This window comes from Limibacillus sp. MBR-115, from assembly GCF_040549425.1.
In the GTDB taxonomy this organism is placed as follows: domain Bacteria; phylum Pseudomonadota; class Alphaproteobacteria; order Kiloniellales; family CECT-8803; genus Limibacillus; species Limibacillus halophilus.
Genome location: NZ_JBEPTJ010000009.1, coordinates 38,646 through 57,497, shown reverse-complemented (window position 1 = coordinate 57,497; position 18,852 = coordinate 38,646). Strand labels below are relative to the sequence as shown.

Genomic DNA, 18,852 nt, shown 5'->3' with positions numbered 1-18,852 from the left:
TTTAATAGAATAGGTGAATAAAAATGGCTGAAATCACAGCAGCGCAGGTCAAGGAGCTTCGCGAGAAGACCGGCGCCGGCATGATGGATTGTAAGAAGGCGCTTATCGAATCGGGTGCCGACCTTGAAGCGGCAGTCGATTGGCTGCGGAAGAAGGGCTTGGCCGCCGCCGCGAAGAAGGCAGGGCGTACCGCAGCCGAGGGATTGGTCGGTATAGCGTCCGCGGGAACCCGCGGTGCTGTGGTAGAAGTCAACTCGGAAACCGACTTTGTGGCACGCAACGATCAGTTCCGCTCATTCGTAAGTGCGGTGGCGGAAAAAGCGCTTGATGCGAAGGGGAATATCGACGCTCTCAAGGCATCGGATTTCGGTGATGGTGATACGGTTGAAGCCGCGGTGAGCAAGCTCATTGGTACCATTGGCGAGAACATGAACCTGCGCCGGACGGCCTATTTGGAGGTCTCCGACGGTGTCGTGGCGAGCTACGTTCATAACCAGGAAGTCCCGGGGCTCGGCAAAATTGGCGTTCTGGTGGCTCTTGAGTCCACTGGGGACAAGGCCAAGCTGGAGGCGTTTGGTCGCCAGGTGGCGATGCATATCGCCGCCACCAACCCGCAGTCCGTCAACATTGATGAGTTGGACCCGGCATTGCTGGCGCGTGAGCGTGACGTGCTTAGCGAACAGGCGCGCGCTTCCGGAAAGCCTGAAGAGATTATCGGCAAGATGGTCGAAGGGCGTTTGCGCAAGTACTACGAAGAGGTTGTACTTTTGGAGCAGGTTTTCGTCATTGACGGGGAGAGCCGTGTTGCCAAAGCGGTGGAAGGCCTTTCCAAGGACCTGGGCGCAGCCGTGAAAATCACGGGATTTGTTCGGATGCAGCTTGGCGAAGGCGTCGAGCGAGAGGAAAAAGACTTCGCGTCCGAGGTTGCCGCGCAGCTTGGTAACTGACGCTTTGCGTTGCAGAACGCTTGTCTGATTGAGCGCCGCCCCCTAAAAAGGGCGGCGCTTTCTTTTGCAAAGGGGCGAAAGTATGTCCCACACCAGAAAACCCGGAGGAAACATGGGCGATAAGGTCAAATACAAGCGCGTCCTCTTGAAGATTTCGGGTGAGGCCCTGATGGGTCAGCGTGAATATGGGCTTGATCCCGACATGGTCGAGCGGATTGCTCAAGAGGTGCGCACGGTCCATGGGCTGGGCGTCGAGATCTGTTTGGTGATCGGCGGAGGAAACATCTTCCGGGGGCTATCCGGGGCGGCCGCTGGAATGGAACGGGCCACCGCGGATTACATGGGTATGCTGGCAACCGTGATTAACTCGCTAGCGATGCAAAACGCCTTAGAGCGGTTAGACGTTCCAACGCGTGTTCAATCCGCAATTCCCATGTCGACTGTGGCCGAGCCTTACATACGCCGCCGAGCGGTCAGGCATCTCGAGAAGGGTCGGATTATCATCTTTGGTGCCGGTACGGGGAATCCTTTCTTCACCACGGATACAGCAGCGGCATTGCGCGCATCGGAAATGAACTGTGATCTTTTGCTGAAAGGCACGAAGGTCGACGGTGTTTATGACGCCGACCCGGTTAAAAACCCAAGGGCGAAGCGCTATGATCGACTGACCTACCACAGAGTCCTGACGGAAGATCTTGGTGTAATGGATCATTCGGCGATCTCACTCGCTCGGGAGAACCGGATTCCGATCGCAGTTTTCTCGATTAATCAGCCCGGAGCTTTTGCGGAGGTGATTGCAGGGCGCGGACAGTTTACCATTGTTTCAGACAGCAAATATCGGGAGTGACAACCGTGGCTGACGCAAACTTAAAAGATATCGAACATCGCATGGACGGGGCGCTTGAGGCCTTGCGGCGCGAATTCGTCGGCCTGCGCACAGGACGTGCATCGGCAGGGCTTCTTGAGCCGGTCATGGTCGATGCGTACGGCAGCTTGATGCCATTGATGCAAGTCGGCACCATCAGCGTTCCAGAACCGCGCATGATCACGGTTCAGGTTTGGGACCGATCGCTGGTACAGGCGACCGAGAAAGCCATTCGTGAGTCCGATTTGGGTCTCAATCCTGCCACCGATGGTCAGTTAATAAGAGTTCCAGTTCCAGCGCTCAATGAGGAACGCAGACAGGAATTGACTCGCGTGGCCGGGAAGTATGCCGAGCAAGCGAGAGTGGCGGTTCGCAATGTTCGCCGCGATGGTATGGACAAGCTGAAGAAGCAAGAAAAGGATCATGAGATTTCTCAGGATGAGCACAAGCGTTTGGCAGAGCGAATCCAGGAGTTGACGGATTCTCACATCAAGAAAGTCGATGAAATGCTGTCGAGCAAGGAAGCGGAGATCATGCAGGTCTGATCGGAATGGCAGCGATTGAACCCAAAGCACCTGAAGGCGGTACGATGCCCGGGCACGTTGCCATTATCATGGATGGCAACGGTCGGTGGGCCAAGTCGCGTGGCTTGCCCCGTTCAGCCGGGCATCGACGGGGTGCCGAGGCTGCGCGCGGCTGTGTACGAGCCGCCGCCAATTTAGGAATCCGCCACCTGACGCTGTTCAGTTTCTCGGCGGAGAATTGGAAACGTCCACTGGAGGAGGTGGACGAATTGATGGGGCTACTGCGCTGGTATTTGAAAAGTGAGATTGACGAGCTCCACAACAACGGCGTCCGATTGCGCGTGATCGGCGATCGATCGCGCCTAGCCACCGATATTATCAAGCTTATAGAGGAAGCCGAGGCTCTAACTTCGGAGAATACCCGCCTCAACCTCATGATAGCCCTGAGTTATGGTGGGCGACAGGAGGTCGTCGCAGCAGCTCGCGCCTTGGCAGAACGCGTTAGTGCCGGTGAACTGACGCCGGATGAAATTGATGCAGAGCAGTTTCAAGCACATCTCTACACGGTCGATTTGCCTGACCCCGATTTGATTATCAGAACCAGTGGAGAGCAACGCATTAGCAACTTCCTGATATGGCAATCGGCCTATAGCGAGTTAGTATTCCTCAATACCCTTTGGCCGGATTTCGGCGAAGCTGATTTCCTTGCCGCGATTGAAGAGTATCAGACGCGGGAAAGGCGCTACGGTGCCAGCATCTCCCGAACATAACCCAGGACCCAAGGCCTCTGGGCTCAACGTTCGGGTGATGGCGTCATTGTTGTTGGCGCCACCTGTAGTCTTGGCAATCTATGCCGGCACACCTTTCATCGAACCCTTGATTATCATCAGCGCAGGGATCATGGCGCGTGAGTGGGGACGACTATGCTGCCGGAGCGGCCCTGAACGATCATCTTGGGTTATGATGGTCGCCGTGATTGTTCCCTTGTTGGCGTTGCCCGCCTTTGGGGTATCGCTGTCGTGGCCGTTGTTACTGCTCGGCGCTGTGGTTGCCGCCTTGTTTGCAGCAAGAGACCGGGCTGAGCCCCGGTTGGTGATTCTGGGAACGCTCTACATCGGTGTGGCTTGCCTCGCATTCTTGCTGATACGGGGATATACACCGGATGGTCGTTTCCTTGCCTTATGGCTCGTCGCGATAGTCTGGGCGGCGGATAGTGGCGCCTATCTTTTCGGTAGGGTCATTGGCGGGCCCAAGCTGGCCCCGAAAATCAGCCCGAAAAAAACATGGGCTGGCTTCACGGGAGCCATGATCATGGCGGCTCTAGTGTCATGGATTTTCGTACAAGTGGTCGGTGCCTGGTCATCCATGGCGCTGGTTTTAGCGGCTGCAGGCCTTGCCGCAATCGAGCAGGTCGGGGACCTATTAATATCAATGCTAAAACGCTACTTCGGGGTCAAAGATACCGGCGCCTTGATACCGGGGCATGGTGGACTGTTGGACCGCACCGACGGCCTCTTGCTGGCGAGTGTGGCCGCTGCCGCCTATATAACGCTGGTGGGGACTGGGGGGATGCATGACTGACGGTTTGCCCCGCTGCTTGACGATACTGGGCTCCACGGGCTCCGTTGGAACCAGTACGCTTGATCTCGTTTCGCATCACAAGGATCGTTTCCAGATTGAGGCTCTGACGGCAAACAACAATATTGAGCTTTTGGCCGCGCAAGCGCGGAGGTTCAATGCGCGATTCGTGGTAACGGCGGACGAGGCCCGGTACGCAGATTTGAAATCCCTGCTATCGGGGAGCGGCATCGAAGTGGCTGCCGGTCGTGAGGCATTACTGGAAGCCGCAAAACGTCCCAGCGACCTTGTGATGGCCGCAATCGTCGGTGCCGCTGGCCTGGCGCCTACGCTCGAAGCCGTTCGGCGTGGCTGTATTGTGGCGTTGGCAAACAAAGAAACGCTGGTATGTGCAGGCGATATCATGATGCGGGAGGTTGCCGAGCACGGTGCGACGCTTCTGCCGGTCGACTCAGAACACAACGCTATTTTTCAAGTGCTTGATCGGACTCAACCGGAGACGGTTGAGCGCATCGTCCTGACAGCATCGGGCGGGCCATTCAGAGGTTTTGATCAAAGGGGAATGGAACGCGTAACGCCGGCACAAGCAGTCGCCCATCCGAACTGGGACATGGGCGCCAAGATCTCCGTCGATTCGGCAACAATGATGAACAAAGGCCTTGAACTAATCGAAGCGCACCATCTTTTCGGGATGCCTCAGGAGCAGATTGAAATCCTTGTGCACCCGCAGTCGATTATTCATTCAATGGTGGCCTATGTGGATGGAAGCTTGTTGGCCCAACTAGGCGCGCCAGACATGCGTATTCCCATCGCCTATGCCTTGGCCTGGCCAAAACGAATGCAAGCACCGGTTTCGCGTCTCAACCTGGCAGACCTTGCACAACTAACTTTTGAGAAGCCCGATCCGGAACGCTTTCCGGCACTTTCGATATGCCGTGACGCTTTGGTTGCCGGTGGTTGCGCCCCAACGGCTTTGAATGCCGCAAACGAAATCGCTGTCGAAGGGTTCCTGGCCGGTCGCCTGGGATTCCTGGAGATCGCCAAGCTGGTTCGGCAGATAGTCGAATCGTTCGATTGGCCGACTCCCAATTCGGTAGAAGATGCGTTGCTCGCGGATGAAGAGGCGCGGCGTGTTACCCGTGATGCGCTGAGCACGGCCCTGCAGCAAGCTTGAAAGATGTGGAAATTTCGTTGGATCTTACTATTTGTGTAAGGACTTCAGCCGTCGATGCACTCTGTTGTAGGTTTCCAGGGATGTCGTGGTGCTGGACAGTATTGATAAATATATGCAGTCTCTCTCGAAACCATCTCTGGAGCTCTGAAACATGCTATCGGTCCTGAACGGGTTTTGGGAAATTGTAGTCCCGTTCCTGGTGATTCTTTCAATCTTGGTGTTCGTTCACGAGATGGGTCACTACCTCGTTGCGCGCTGGAACAGCGTGCGAGTCGAGGTTTTCTCTATTGGTTTCGGTCGAGAGATATTTGGCTGGAATGACAAGAGCGGAACGCGCTGGAAGATTTCACTTTTGCCGCTTGGCGGCTACGTGAAAATGTTCGGCGACAGTGACCCGGCTAGTCGCCCGGGTGAGGGTGTGCAGGAGATGACGCCAGAGGAAAAGGCGGTCTCCTTCCATCATAAACGCTTGGGACAGCGGACCGCAGTCGTGGCTGCCGGTCCGATCGCCAATTTCATTTTTGCCATCATACTGCTTGCAGGGCTGTTTCTGGCTTATGGCCAGCCCTTCACGCCGCCTGTAGTAGGGCAGATTCAAGAGGGCAGCGCCGCTCAAGCCGCAGGTTTCCAACCGGATGACCGCATCATCAAGATCGATGGTGAAACGATCGAGCGCTTCGAGGACATTCAGCGGCTGGTTATCTTGAATCCGGGAACGGAGCTGCAGGTCGACGTTCTTCGAGACGGATCGGTGCTATCGCTTCCGGTTACGCCACAACAGGTGGAGATCGACGACAACCTCGGCAACAAGCGCATGGTGGGACGCCTGGGCATCACCCGCAGCGGAGTCGAATATCGCTCGCTGGGGCCGGTTTCGGCAATCGGTGTTGCTTTTACCGAAACCGGTAACCTGGTGGTTGGGACTTTGCGAGCTGTTGGGCAGATCATCGTGGGTGATCGCAGCACTGAAGAACTTGGTGGGCCGATTCGAATCGCTCAGATGTCCGGGCAGGCTGCCGAACTGGGCATCTCAGCGGCACTTTGGTTCGCAGCAGTGCTCTCGATCAACCTTGGTTTGATTAATCTTTTCCCTATTCCGATGTTGGACGGTGGACATCTGATGTTCTACGCCTTTGAATGGGTGCGCGGTCGACCATTGGGTGAGCGGGCGCAAGAATATGGTTTCCGGATAGGGTTGGCTCTGGTATTGAGCCTCATGGTGCTTGTCACTTGGAATGATCTGGCCAGCCTAAAGGTTTTTGATTACCTGATTAATCTGATCTCTTAGGTCTTTGTTTGGGTTCAGGGCAGCGTTCCTTCAAGTAGACCGAATGACGAAGGGGGAAATCTTGCGGATCGCTCGAGCTATCGCCAAGAGACTTTCATTTCTTGCTCTTGCGCTGATGCTTTTGCATACAGAAGCGGGTAATGCGCAATCGTTGCTAGAAGGCGGCACGATTGAGGAAATTCGCATTGAAGGATCGCTGCGAATAGATCCCAGAACTATCCGCTCCTACATGACGGTGGATCCCGGTGATCCATTTGATGCGATCGCGTTGAATGAAACGCTGAAACGCCTGTTCGAGACTGGCTTCTTCGCCGACGTGGCTTTGCGCCGCGAGGCTGATTCGTTAGTCGTGATAGTCGAAGAACACCCGACCATCAATCGTATCGCCTTCGAAGGTAATGACAGGATTGATGATGAGACCTTGCAGTCGGAAGTCGAGCTGCAGCCAAGCCGGGTCTTTACACGTTCCAAAGCACAGAGCGATTCGGATCGTATTCGTGACCTTTATCGGCGTCAGGGACGATTTGCCGCGACGGTTGAGCCCAATATCATTCGGTTGGAACAAAATCGCGTCGATCTCGTTTTTGAGATCGACGAAGGGCCCAAGACAACAATCAGCGCCATTAACTTCATCGGTAACAAAGCATTCTCGGACGGTTCGCTGCGTTCGGAGGTTCTGTCCGATGAGTACAGTTTCTGGAATTTTCTGACGACGACAGATACCTATGATCCGGATCGTCTCCAGTTTGATGAACAGTTGCTTTCAGACTTCTACAAGGACGAAGGATACGCCGACTTTAAAGTACTCTCGACGTCTGCCGAACTGACGCCGGAGCGCGACAGCTTCATCATTACTTTCGTTTTGCAAGAAGGCGAAAGGTATCGCTATGGAAGCATTGATGTCGCGACGACTCTTCGCAATCTAGATGTCGAGGCTGTACAGGAAGCTATCCTCACAGAAGAAGGCGAATGGTATAGCGCCAAAGAAGTCAGCGATACGGTCAGCAACCTATCAGATCAGGTGGGGACGTTAGGATTTGCCTTCGTCGATATCACACCGCGCGTCGAACGCGATCTTGAGAACAAACTGATCAATCTTGTTTACGAGATCAACGAGGGTCCAAAGGTTTTTGTCGAGCGTATCGACATATCCGGCAACACCCGGACACTTGACCGCGTAATCCGGCGTGAGTTTCAGGTCGTAGAAGGCGATGCCTTCAACGCGACAAAAATTCGTCGGTCCCGTGACCGGATTCGCAACCTCGGATTCTTTGAGACGGTAGAGGTGGATTCTCAGCCGGGAACAACACCGGATCGCACCGTCATTGATGTGGAAGTTACGGAGCAGTCCACCGGGGAGTTTAGTTTTGGCGCTGGATTTTCAACGTCGCTCGGTCCCATTGGTCAGGTTGGCGTTCGTGAACGCAATCTGCTGGGTAAGGGACAAGATTTGCAGATCAACCTTTTGATAGCAGGGTCCCGGTCTCAGATCGACCTGAGCTTCACGGAGCCTTACTTCCTGGATCGTAACTTGGCTGCGGGCTTCGATTTGTTCCGGGTCACGACCCAGCAAGACGAAAGCTCTTTTGACGAAGAGCGCACGGGCGGCGGTGTGCGCGCGGGTTATAATTTAAGCAACGATTTGCGCCAGCTTTGGGACTACACGCTGACGGTTCGCAAAATTACCGACGTCGATTCCACAGCTTCCACGGCCATCAAGGCGGAAGAAGGAGAGACAGTAAAATCTTCGTTAGAGCACAGCTTGCGTTATTCGACGATCAGCAATCGGCTTTCACCAACCGATGGCGTCAACGTCACGTTTGCAACCGAGTTGGCGGGCCTAGGTGGCACGGAGTATTTCGTCAAGAATCGGGTTGATGCGAACTACTATATTCCGGCTGCGGAAGATGTAGTGGTCCGTCTTGGTGCCCAAGCGGGTAACATTACCTCATTGCATGATGATACGAGCGTCAGCGATCGTTTCTTTGTCGGTGGTGCAACGTTCCGTGGCTTTGCGATCGGTGGCGTCGGTCCGCGTGACACCAATACCGATGATTCGCTGGGCGCTGAGAACTTCGCGGTCGGCACGATTGAGGCGACGTTCCCATTGGGGTTGCCGGAATCGATCGGTATCAAGGGACGGTTATTCACAGACTTCGGCACAGCATTTGATACGCCCAGCATCACAGGCGCAAACATCGCCGATGAGTCCGGTCTTCGTGCGTCCGTTGGATTCGGGTTTTCCTGGTCATCTCCTCTTGGCCCATTGGCGATCGACTTCGGTTTCCCTGTGGTTAAGGAAGATTTCGACGATACCAGCATCCTTTACTTTAGCCTCGGCACGCAGTTTTAGTGGCCATGCGCCGTTTGGATAATTGAGTGAAACGCCTGCTTCTTAGCGCTCTTTTGTTGCTGTCTCTGATGACAGGGAGCACCTTTGGGGCTGACAAGACATCAGGAGACACCACGGGCAGCAGTCCTAGCTACCTGGTTGCCGATCTGCAGCAGATTTTACGAGAAGCTTCGGCCGTTCGAGCGCTTCAGGTTGAAATGGAACAACGCAGGCGAGCGTTACAGGTTCAGATCCGTGAGCAGGAAGAAGAACTTCGGGACGATGAAAAGCTTTTGGTGGAACGCCGCAGTTCATTGACGAACGATGAGTTCGCAGCAGAGCGAGCAACATTCGAGGCGAAAGTGGCCTCGGTTCAGAAGAGTATTCAGGGATCGAAGCTTGATTTGGACCGGCTCTATGCTAACGCCATGGCTGGTATCCAGGAATCTCTGATTGTCGTTATTCGCCAAATCGCTGAAGAACGAAATGCCGACTTGGTATTATCAAAATCCACCGTTGTGATCGTGCGCCCAGCATTGGAAATCACGGACGAAGCTTTAGGTCGTTTGAACAAATCTCTTCCTGCTGTAACCTTGCCTGAGTAAATCAAAGGCAGGAATTAGAACGGATGCCAGATCCGCGTTTCTTCGATCGTAGAGGGCCCTTCGCACTCGCTGAACTTGCAGAGATCACGCAAGGCGAGTTGGTGGGCGATGAAGCCTTGTTGATTCACGATGTGGCGCCTATAGCGCGCGCCGCCAAAGGCGAGTTGACCTTCCTGGATAACAAACGTTATTCGGCAATGCTTGCAACCAGCGCAGCATCTGCCTGCGTTCTAACGCCTCAACAAGGCGATAGGGCCCCAGCGGGAATGGCAAAAATACTGACAGCCCGCCCTTATCATGCCTACGCAAAAATCGCCGCTCACTTCTATCCGGAGCCACCCGTGGTGCCCGCTCGGCATCACACCGCTGTCATTCATGAAGGCGCGATAATTGGTGAGGGGTGCAGTATCGGGCCCTACGTGGTTGTGGAAGAGGGCGTCGAGATCGGTGAAGGCTGCGAAATAGGCCCTTACTGTTATTTTGGGCGCAGTGTCGTCATCGGCTCGGCATGTCGGATTGGGGCCAGCGTATCCATTTCGCACAGTATCGTTGGTGAGCGGGTTACCATCCACCCCGGCGCGCGAATCGGACAGCGAGGGTTCGGATTTGCGACCGGTGCAGATGGGTTTTTAGATGTTCCCCAACTCGGTCGCGTGTTGATCCAAGATGATTGTGAAATCGGCGCCAATGTCACGATTGATCGTGGAGCAGGGCCGGATACAGTCGTCGGCGCAAATACAAAGATCGATAATCTTGTGCAACTTGGGCATAACGTCGACATTGGAAGAAATTGCATCCTGGTTGCTCAATCAGGTGTGGCAGGAAGCACTAAACTTGGTAATTTTGTCTCTCTGGGTGCCCAAGCAGGGGTTGCAGGGCATCTGGAGATGGGGGATGGGGCGACACTGGCCGCTAAGTCTGGTTTGATGGCAGACGTACCGGCAGGTCAGACCGTGGGCGGCCTTCCGGCGATGCCTTTGCGGGAATATTTCAAGCTTGTCGCACTTTGGAAAAGACAATTGCGTGGTAAGGACAAATAGGAATGGTCGGAAACCCATCGGGAGCGCGTGCAGACAAAGGGAACGTGGATATTTTAGGAATCATGGAAATGATTCCGCATCGTTATCCATTTTTGATGATTGACCGGGTCGTTGAGATTCAACCAGACGTATCTGCCGTGGGGATAAAGAATGTAACAATAAACGAGCCCTATTTTGCGGGGCACTTTCCACGTCAACCTGTAATGCCGGGTGTCCTTTTGGTAGAGGCGATGGCCCAAACGGCTGCCGTACTGGTGGTGGAGACCTTGGAAGGAGAGGCAGCTGGCAAGCTGGTTTATTTTATGACGATTGCCAACGCTCGTTTTCGCAAGCCCGTCGTGCCTGGTGATCAGGTCCGGATTCTGGTCCGTAAGACTAAGAACCGTGGCAACGTTTGGCGTTTCAAAGGCGAGGCTCAGGTAGAAGGGCGGAATGTGGCTGAAGCCGAGTTTTCGGCGATGATTATGGATCATTGATGGCCAAGCTACACCCGTCATCTATCGTGGAGCCCGGTGCGACGCTGGGCGATGGTGTAGAAATTGGCCCATTTTGCCACGTTGGAAGCGATGTCGTTATTGGTGATAACTGCCGACTGATCAGTCATGTTTCCATTATGGGTCGGACCCGTATTGCTTCGCATTGCACGCTGTACCCGTTTTCCTCAATCGGGCACATACCGCAGGACCTGAAGTATGCGGGCGAACCTTCGGAGTTGGTCATCGGTGAGCGTACGGTGATCCGGGAGCAGGTTACCATCAACACCGGTACCCTTGGTGGCGGAATGATCACAAGTGTGGGCGCCGATTGTTTGCTGATGGTTGGCGTTCATGTTGCGCATGACTGTCAAATTGGTGACCGAGTGATTTTGGCCAACAACGTTACTCTGGCAGGGCATGTGCATGTCGGCGAGGGAGCCGTGATCGGGGGGCTCTCGGCGGTCTTACAGTTTGTCAGGATCGGCAAAGGGGCCATGATTGGCGGGATGTCGGGGGTAGAACAGGACGTCATCCCCTTCGGACTTGTTAAGGGAGACCGGGCGGCCCTAGTCGGCTTGAACTTAATCGGATTGAAACGCAGTTCGATGCCGAGCCAAGAGTTGGGCCAGCTTCGGTCAATTTACGATTCTCTGTTCGGCCCGATAGGGGAGCCATTATCGGAGCGGGCCGCACGTCTACGCGAGCTAGCTGAATACGGTCCGGCGGGGAAAGCCCTGATAGAATTCGTCCTGGAGCCATCGCAGCATGGAATCTGCCGACCCGACTAATCAGAAAGAGCCAGGGATTCTTGGGATCCTAGCAGGCAGCGGCGATCTTCCCCGGCAAGTTGCTCTGGAGGCCCAAAGGCGTGGGTACGGCGTTCTGGTCGTTGCCTTTGAGGGGCAAACCGATCCTGAAGCAGTTGAGGGTTTCAGCCATTTTTGGACGCAACTTGGGGCGGCCGGTGAAATTCTCGCTCGCTTGCATAGCGCCAAGGTGAGAGACGTCGTGTTGGTGGGGCCAATCCGGCGTCCCGGATTTTCTGCTCTTGCACTCGATAAACGTGCCCGCAAAGCGCTGATGAGGGCTGGAAAGTCCGTATTTGGCGATGATGGGCTTCTCGGCGGAATTGTCCGTCTGTTGGAGGATGAAGAGGGATTCAGGGTGCTTGGCCCAGAGCAGTTTCTGGCCAGGACCCAGCCGGTTGTTGTCGGTGTCTTAGGGCGCCACGCGCCGGATGATCTTGCGCGACAGGATATTGAGCGCGGCCTTTTAATTGCCAGGGCCTTGGGTCGGCTTGATGTCGGTCAGTCTGTCGTCGTTCAACAGGGCCTGGTTTTGGGTGTCGAGGCAATCGAGGGGACGGATTGCCTGTTGGATCGGGTGAGGGAGCTTAAAAGGCCCGGTCCTGGGGGGGTGCTGATCAAAGTCGCCAAGCCACAGCAGGAGATGCGCGTTGATATGCCCACGGTTGGTCCTGAAACCTTGCATAGGATCATTGAAAGTGGCCTGGACGGCGTCGCGTTGGAAGCGGGACGGACACTGCTCTTGGAGCCGGAGAAGACGATTGAGTTTGCGGACGAGAGAGGTTGCTTCATAGTCGGTGTAACAGGCAATGAATCCTGACACGGTAAAGGTCTTTGTGTTCGCGGGTGAGCCTTCCGGCGACCAGTTAGGCGCTGCTGTAATGAAGGATCTTGCCGGTAAACTTAACGGGCGGGTTCTATTCGCCGGTGTTGGGGGGCCGGCTATGGAAGATCAGGGTCTTCAAAGCCTGTTCCCAATGCAAGATCTATCCGTGATGGGGTTGGTAGAAGTACTGGGTCATCTGCCGCGCTTGACCCGGAGAATGCAAGAAACCATTGATGCAGCGGTCTCTTTCCAGCCGGATTTATTCCTTTCGATAGATAGTCCATCCTTTTCGTTGCGCGTCGCAGAACGGCTAAGGAAAAGGCATCCAGATGGTTCGTTGCCCCTTGTTCATCTAGTTGCGCCCAGCGTATGGGCGTGGAAAGCATGGCGAGCGAAGGCGATGGCGGGGTACCTTGATCATCTCCTGACGCTCCTTCCCTTTGAGCCGCCCTACTTTCAACGTCATGGACTGCCTGCCACTTTCGTCGGGCACCCTGCGGCACATCTATCGGCGGATGCGCCAACCAAAGCCGCGGCAATGCGAACGCTTGGTTTGGCAGAAGAGCCGAATTTCCCGGTTCTATGCTTGCTACCCGGCAGCCGTCGAATGGAGATCGCGCGGCTCCTTCCTTTGTTCAAACAAACCCTTGGGTTTGTATTGCCAGAAGTGGCAAATCTGAAGATTCTTTTGCCGACAGTTCCGGCCGTTTCGAGCCACGTCCGTGCGGAGGTTGCAAAGTGGCCCTGGCAGGTGACCGTGCTCGATAAGGACCAATTGAAGCGGGCAGCTTTTACCATCAGCGACCTGGCTTTGGCGGCGTCCGGTACCGTTGCTGTTGAACTGGCTGCGGCTAAAGTGCCAGCGATCATAACTTACAAAGTAAATGCTGTTTCGGCGTTCTTTGCTCGCCGAATGCTGAAGGTTCGTTATGTAAGCCTGGTTAATCTGATAATGGAACGCGAGATACAGCCCGAGTTTATACAAGATCGTGCCCGGCCGGATCTCCTTGCTTCTGCAATCCTACAATACCTTGGCGACGGATCAGCCTGTGCACGCCAGATCGCAGCACTGGAACCGGCGCTCGCCCTGATGCAAGGTCCAACGGGAAACCCGGCAGGGCTTGCCGGTGAGGTATTGCAGAAACTGCTGAGCGAATCGGTAGAAAAAAAGCGGCCTCACATTGGATGAGACCGCTTTTTTGTTTGTTAATTCAAAAGTTTATCGTTTGTCGATTGGTTTGTAGGGCCGTTCGGCGTAGCCCGTATAGAGCTGACGTGGGCGGCTGATCCTCTGGTTGGGATCTTCGATCATTTCCTTCCACTGGGCGACCCATCCGACAGTGCGGGCGAGCGCAAAAAGGACAGTGAACATGGTCGTGGGGAATCCCATCGCCTTAAGAATGATGCCCGAATAGAAGTCAACGTTCGGGAAGAGTTTCTTCGAGACGAAATAATCGTCTTCCAGTGCGATCTTCTCCAACTCCATGGCGAGTTCTAAAAGCGGGTCGTCAACACCCAGCTCTGAAAGAACCTCATGGCAGGATTTCTGCATTACCTTGGCGCGTGGATCGTAGTTCTTGTAGACCCGGTGGCCAAAGCCCATCAGCCGGAAGGGGTCATCCTTGTCTTTTGCGCGCTTGATGAACTCGTGGATGCGGTCCTTATGACCAATCTCCTGGAGCATCAGTAGAACGGCCTCGTTTGCTCCACCATGCGCCGGTCCCCAGAGAGACGCTATGCCTGCTGCAATGCAGGCAAAGGGATTGGCGCCCGAAGAGCCGGCGATCCGAACCGTGGAAGTCGAAGCATTCTGCTCGTGGTCTGCATGAAGGATGAAAATACGGTCCATGGCCCGAGCAAGCGTGGGGCTGACTTTGTATTCCTCAGCAGGGACCCCGAAAGTCATTTGCAGGAAGTTCTCGGCGTAGTTGAGGCTGTTCCGTGGATACATAAAAGGCTGGCCGACCGAATACTTGTACGCCCAGGCGGCAATAGTCGGCATTTTGGCAATCAGGCGATGGCTGGCGATCATCCGCTGGTGTGGGTCACCAATGTCCGTGCTGTCGTGATAGAAGGATGAGAGGGCGCCGACGACCCCAACCATGATGGCCATCGGGTGCGCGTCTCGACGGAACCCCCGAAAGAAGTAGTTGAGCTGTTCGTGAACCATCGTGTGATAAGTGATGGCTTTTTCGAACGCCAGCTTCTCAGAACGGGAGGGAAGCTCGCCATGTAACAACAGGTAGGAAACATCCATGAAATCACTGTGTTCGGCAAGATCTTCGATCCGGTAACCGCGGTGCAGCAGTATTCCTTCATCGCCATCAATATAGGTAATCTTGGATTCACAGCTACCGGTTGAGGTAAACCCCGGGTCGAATGTGAAGTGCTCGGTGTCGCCATAGAGCTTGCGTACGTCGACCACGCTCGGCCCAAGAGTTCCTTCCATAACCGGGAGGTCCCAGCTCTTGCCGCTGGAATTGTCGGTGAGGGTCATATGTTTTTTTTCTGTCATCTCCCGATCCTCTTTGGTTTGGTCATTATTTAGATGCAGCGCAGCATAGAGCTAAAGTATTGGTGGATCAATTCACAGCGCGTTCATCAGCCAGAACAATCGTCGGTATCTCTCGCAAGCGCAGCAGGGTTTCATCGCGCCCTAGAATCGCCATGACCTCGAAAATACCTGGCGATACGTTTGTTCCGGTCAGCGCGGCACGCAATGGTTGGGCAACGTTACCAAGCTTCATATCGTGTGAGTCGGCATAGGCTTTCACTGTGCTCTCGCAAGCCTCTTCGCTCCATGCTTTCAAGTCTTCCAGCAGTGGCAAGAGCTCCTCTATCGTGGATTTACCCTGATGGTCGAGAATTTTCCCTGCCTTTTGTGAGAGGCTGTCCGGCCGCTTCACGTAGAAAAGCGCCGTCTCTGCGAGATGATTCAGATTCTTTGCTCGCTGCTTGAGTCCGTTCATACCCTTAGTCAAGCGCTCGTTGTCATCTTGGCTTAGCGTCGCACCCAGTGCTTTCTCAAGCCGTGGGGCAATCAAACTTACCAGCCTGTGATCGTCGCTATTCTTTATGTAGTGCGCATTCAAGCTATCGAGTTTTGCGAAATCGAACCTTGAAGCCGAGCGGCCAACGGCTCCCAATTCAAACCAAGCCACAGCTTGTTCAGTAGTGATGATCTCGTCATCGCCATGGCCCCAACCCAAACGCAGCAGGTAGTTCCGCATGGCCTCGGGCAGGTACCCCAGGTCGCGATAGGCTTCGACCCCGAGCGCTCCGTGTCGTTTGGAAAGTTTTGCGCCATCAGGCCCGTGTATGAGGGGAATGTGTGCAAAAGCAGGAACCTGCCAACCCATCGCTCGGTAAAGCTGCGTTTGCCTGAAGGCATTGGTCAGATGGTCATCCCCACGGATAACATGAGTGATTCCCATATCATGGTCATCCACCACGACAGACAGCATGTAGGTCGGCGTTCCGTCGGCGCGCAGCATCACCATGTCATCAAGTTGGGCGTTCATGACCGTCACAGCGCCTTGGACGTGGTCCTCAATCACGGTTTCGCCCTCTTGTGGCGCCTTTAGACGAATGACAGGTTGCACCCCTGCGGGTGCATCGGCGGGGTCCCGATCACGCCAGCGGCCGTCATAGCGGACTGGCAGTCCCTTGGCCCGCTGCTCGCTTCGCATGGCGTCCAACTCTTCCGGAGAGGCATAGCAGCGATAGGCTAAACCCTTTGCAAGGAGTTCCTCCACAACCGCTGCATGGCGACCGGCGCGCTCGAACTGGTAGACAACATCTTCGTCCCAATCGAGACCCAGCCACTGTAAACCCTCAAGGATTGCTGCGATCGCCTCCGGCGTGGATCGTTGCCGATCGGTGTCTTCGATGCGAAGGCGAAACGTTCCACCATGGTGGCGGGCATACAACCAATTAAACAAAGCTGTGCGTGCGCCACCAATGTGAAGGAATCCGGTGGGTGAGGGTGCGAAGCGGGTTACAATGGTCATGGCTGTCTAGCGATTTCCTGTTGCAAGGCGGGAGGTCGTCAGGATGGATGGGGCTCTTACCACATATTACGTACCTTATGCCATCCTTGGGCATTGGATAACTCTCTCCAATGGAGGTTGTCAGGCTGTTGTCGGGTCGTCATTCTTGGTTCGAACCGATGTCCCGGTTGGGATTTTCGGAACGGTGATCGCTAAAACAAAATCGAAGTAAAGCGGCGACGCCGGGTATCGTTGGGGGGCGAGCGATTTGGGCGCAAGACGCTGTTCAGTGTGCGGGTTTCTGGCTCGCGCGTTTGCGGAAAATTTTTTGGAAGAACGAAGCCGATGGATCCTTTGGGTGCCAGGCTTTTTCGGCACTGGCGTGGGCATTTACTTTTCGCTCTCAGAAGAACCTGCATTAATGCCGCTCGCCACGGTATCGCTTCTGGCTTGGATCGCAGTTCTGCTGTCCAAAGGCCGCGGTGTCCTTTGGCCGTTTTTGCTGGTCGCCCTGATTGCCTCAGGCTTGACCACCGCAAAGATCCGCACCGATCTTCTTGATGTTGGAGCGTTGAAACGCAAGGTCGGCCCGGTCGAACTTTCCGGCAGGGTCATCTCGGTAGAGGCGAGAGAAATGGGCGCCCGGATCGTCCTGGAAGACCTCAAAGGGCCGGAATTACCAGTCTCTGAATTGCCAACACGCATCAGGATTTCACTTCGGGACGGTTGGCAGGAAATCCGTCCCGGATACCGTGTCACGGTGCTGACCATGTTGCTGCCACCAGCACGTCCAGCCTTTCCCGGCGGCTTCGACTTCGCTCGCAATGCCTACTTCCAAGGCATTGGCGCTGTCGGCTTTTCCTTTGGTAAGCCGTTGCTGGTCGCGCGGGCTCATGGGGGCGACAACCACACCGATTTGGCGACCTGGTTGGCCACGGCTCGACAATCACTTTCTGCGCGCGTCCGGGGAGTACTCCCCGGTGACACAGGTGCGCTGGCCGCCGCTCTAATGACCGGTGATCGGGGGGCTATTTCGCCGGAAAGCACGCAAGCCATGCGCGATGCGGGGCTTGCGCATCTTCTGGCAATTTCCGGTCTGCACCTAGGGTTGATCGCGGGTTTGGTGTTTGGGGGTCTTCGCGCGTTGTTCGCGCTTTTGCCGTTCTTTGCCCTTAGAGCACCGATCAAAAAGATCGCTGCGGTTGCCGCAGCACCGGTGGCTTTCTCTTATCTCCTACTTGTCGGGTCTTCAATCCCTGCGGAACGAGCATTCATCATGGTTCTGCTGGCGCTTGTTGCAGTGCTTATTGACCGATCACCAATTTCATTGAGACTGGTTGGCGCTGCCGCGTTAGTGGTACTTTTTTTGCGACCCGAGAGTCTGGTTTCGGCGTCATTTCAGCTTTCTTTTGCCGCTGTGGTAGCGCTAATCGCTGTATTCGAAAAGCCGGAGGGTCGTCAGGTGAGGGCGGCCAGGCAGCCGGGGTTGTCAGCACTCGGGGTGCCCATCCGTTATCTTGCGGTCCTCAGCATTACATCGGTTGTGGCGATAGTGGCGACAACCCCCTTCGCATTACACCATTTTGGTCGCTTCGCTGTGTACGGTCTTCTTGCCAACCTAATCGCTGTGCCGTTGATGGCATTTGGCATAATGCCACTGGTGCTGTGTGCTCTATTACTGGCGCCGTTCACTGCAGACGCTTGGATACTGAAGCTGATGGCTATCCTCTTGGAGCTATTGCTTACAGTCGCTCACTATGTTGCCAGCTTGCCAGGCGCCGTCGTGAAGATACCCAGTTTGCCGACCCTGCCTTTGGTCGTGATCGCCGTGGCTGGGCTTTGGTTGTGTATCTGGCGCAGGCCGTGGCGCTACATCGCACTACCAATCATCCTTTTGAGTCTTGTCGCGCCGCTGTCTCGCACTCTCCCTGACATCATCATTGACGAGTCCGCCGATCTGGTTGCCCTGCGCGACCCGAATGGTCACTACGGCTTCTCCACTCTCAGACGCCAAACTTTCGAGCGGCAAATCTGGATGGAGGCGCTTGGCAGCCAATCCGTTTTCGCCTGGGATGAAAAGGGTGATCGTAACGATTGGCTGAGCTGCGATGGATTGGGGTGTCTCTATCGCAAGGATGGATGGCCGGTCGCAATTTCTTTTGACGGGCGTGGATTGGAGGAGGACTGCCGGCGCGCGGCTCTGGTCATAAGCCTGGAACCGGTTCGTAGCGCACACTGCGACGATATCCCCCGCGACCGGCTTTTCGACCGCTTTGATTTCTGGAGGAACGGGACGCACGCCTTTTGGTTGGATGCCCAGCGCGCATCAGTCACATATCGAACCGTCGAAAGCCTGCGCGGACTGCGTCCTTGGAGCGGTGGTCCGGATTAGAGTGAGTGTG

General features: G+C 55.2%; 17 protein-coding genes. 15 read left to right on the top strand and 2 right to left on the bottom strand.

Annotated features, from left to right (window positions below):
* Positions 1 to 23: 23 nt before the first annotated feature.
* The 14 genes from tsf (at position 24) to lpxB (ending at position 13,650) form a co-directional block, all read left to right on the top strand.
* Positions 24 to 947, top strand: coding sequence for a translation elongation factor Ts (gene tsf / locus ABIE63_RS15795; RefSeq protein ID WP_183416691.1), 924 nt, complete (start codon positions 24 to 26; stop codon positions 945 to 947).
* 112 nt (positions 948 to 1,059) lie between these two features.
* The gene (pyrH, locus tag ABIE63_RS15790) at positions 1,060 to 1,794 is read left to right on the top strand and encodes a UMP kinase (RefSeq protein ID WP_183416757.1); all 735 of its coding nucleotides are present in this window, start codon (positions 1,060 to 1,062) and stop codon (positions 1,792 to 1,794) included.
* 5 nt (positions 1,795 to 1,799) lie between these two features.
* Entirely contained in the window at positions 1,800 to 2,357 is a 558-nt protein-coding gene (gene frr / locus ABIE63_RS15785) for a ribosome recycling factor (protein ID WP_354505856.1), read from the top strand.
* Positions 2,358 to 2,362: 5 nt separating this feature from the next.
* Positions 2,363 to 3,106 (top strand): isoprenyl transferase, encoded by a 744-nt coding sequence (locus ABIE63_RS15780; RefSeq protein WP_183416693.1) that lies wholly within the window; start codon positions 2,363 to 2,365, stop codon positions 3,104 to 3,106.
* Complete coding sequence (locus tag ABIE63_RS15775; RefSeq protein WP_354505852.1) at positions 3,084 to 3,917, top strand: phosphatidate cytidylyltransferase; 834 nt, start codon at positions 3,084 to 3,086, stop codon at positions 3,915 to 3,917. The genes ABIE63_RS15780 and ABIE63_RS15775 overlap by 23 nt, the downstream gene beginning before the upstream one ends.
* A complete protein-coding gene (locus ABIE63_RS15770) occupies positions 3,910 to 5,088 on the top strand; it encodes a 1-deoxy-D-xylulose-5-phosphate reductoisomerase (protein ID WP_354505849.1) in 1,179 nt (392 codons plus the stop codon). The genes ABIE63_RS15775 and ABIE63_RS15770 overlap by 8 nt, the downstream gene beginning before the upstream one ends.
* 151 nt (positions 5,089 to 5,239) lie before the next feature.
* Entirely contained in the window at positions 5,240 to 6,376 is a 1,137-nt protein-coding gene (rseP, locus tag ABIE63_RS15765) for an RIP metalloprotease RseP (protein WP_354505846.1), read from the top strand.
* 43 nt (positions 6,377 to 6,419) lie between these two features.
* Positions 6,420 to 8,729, top strand: a complete 2,310-nt coding sequence (gene bamA / locus ABIE63_RS15760; RefSeq protein WP_354505843.1) for an outer membrane protein assembly factor BamA — start codon at positions 6,420 to 6,422, stop codon at positions 8,727 to 8,729.
* A gap of 26 nt (positions 8,730 to 8,755) precedes the next feature.
* Positions 8,756 to 9,313: an OmpH family outer membrane protein gene (locus tag ABIE63_RS15755; RefSeq protein ID WP_354505840.1), complete on the top strand. Its 558-nt coding sequence runs from the start codon at positions 8,756 to 8,758 to the stop codon at positions 9,311 to 9,313.
* A 23-nt stretch (positions 9,314 to 9,336) separates the two neighbouring features.
* Positions 9,337 to 10,353: a UDP-3-O-(3-hydroxymyristoyl)glucosamine N-acyltransferase gene (lpxD, locus tag ABIE63_RS15750; RefSeq protein WP_354505837.1), complete on the top strand. Its 1,017-nt coding sequence runs from the start codon at positions 9,337 to 9,339 to the stop codon at positions 10,351 to 10,353.
* Positions 10,354 to 10,355: 2 nt separating this feature from the next.
* Positions 10,356 to 10,829 carry a 3-hydroxyacyl-ACP dehydratase FabZ gene (gene fabZ / locus ABIE63_RS15745; protein WP_354505834.1) on the top strand — a complete coding sequence of 158 codons (474 nt, stop codon included), beginning with the start codon at positions 10,356 to 10,358 and terminating at the stop codon, positions 10,827 to 10,829.
* Positions 10,829 to 11,617 carry an acyl-ACP--UDP-N-acetylglucosamine O-acyltransferase gene (gene lpxA / locus ABIE63_RS15740; protein WP_183416701.1) on the top strand — a complete coding sequence of 263 codons (789 nt, stop codon included), beginning with the start codon at positions 10,829 to 10,831 and terminating at the stop codon, positions 11,615 to 11,617. The genes fabZ and lpxA overlap by 1 nt, the downstream gene beginning before the upstream one ends.
* The gene (locus tag ABIE63_RS15735; RefSeq protein WP_354505829.1) at positions 11,595 to 12,455 is read left to right on the top strand and encodes a UDP-2,3-diacylglucosamine diphosphatase LpxI; all 861 of its coding nucleotides are present in this window, start codon (positions 11,595 to 11,597) and stop codon (positions 12,453 to 12,455) included. Before lpxA ends, ABIE63_RS15735 begins: the two co-directional genes overlap by 23 nt.
* Positions 12,445 to 13,650: a lipid-A-disaccharide synthase gene (lpxB, locus tag ABIE63_RS15730; protein WP_354505826.1), complete on the top strand. Its 1,206-nt coding sequence runs from the start codon at positions 12,445 to 12,447 to the stop codon at positions 13,648 to 13,650. Before ABIE63_RS15735 ends, lpxB begins: the two co-directional genes overlap by 11 nt.
* Before the next feature lie 30 nt (positions 13,651 to 13,680).
* Here lpxB and ABIE63_RS15725 read toward each other — a convergent pair whose 3' ends face one another.
* Complete coding sequence (locus ABIE63_RS15725; protein WP_183416704.1) at positions 13,681 to 14,976, bottom strand: citrate synthase; 1,296 nt, start codon at positions 14,974 to 14,976, stop codon at positions 13,681 to 13,683.
* Positions 14,977 to 15,043: 67 nt separating this feature from the next.
* A complete protein-coding gene (gene gltX, locus ABIE63_RS15720; protein WP_354505822.1) occupies positions 15,044 to 16,471 on the bottom strand; it encodes a glutamate--tRNA ligase in 1,428 nt (475 codons plus the stop codon).
* A 400-nt stretch (positions 16,472 to 16,871) separates the two neighbouring features.
* Here gltX and ABIE63_RS15715 point away from each other — a divergent pair, with 400 nt between their 5' ends.
* On the top strand, positions 16,872 to 18,842 hold the full coding sequence (locus ABIE63_RS15715) for a ComEC/Rec2 family competence protein (RefSeq protein ID WP_354505819.1): 1,971 nt from the start codon (positions 16,872 to 16,874) through the stop codon (positions 18,840 to 18,842).
* The last annotated feature ends 10 nt before the right edge of the window (positions 18,843 to 18,852 follow it).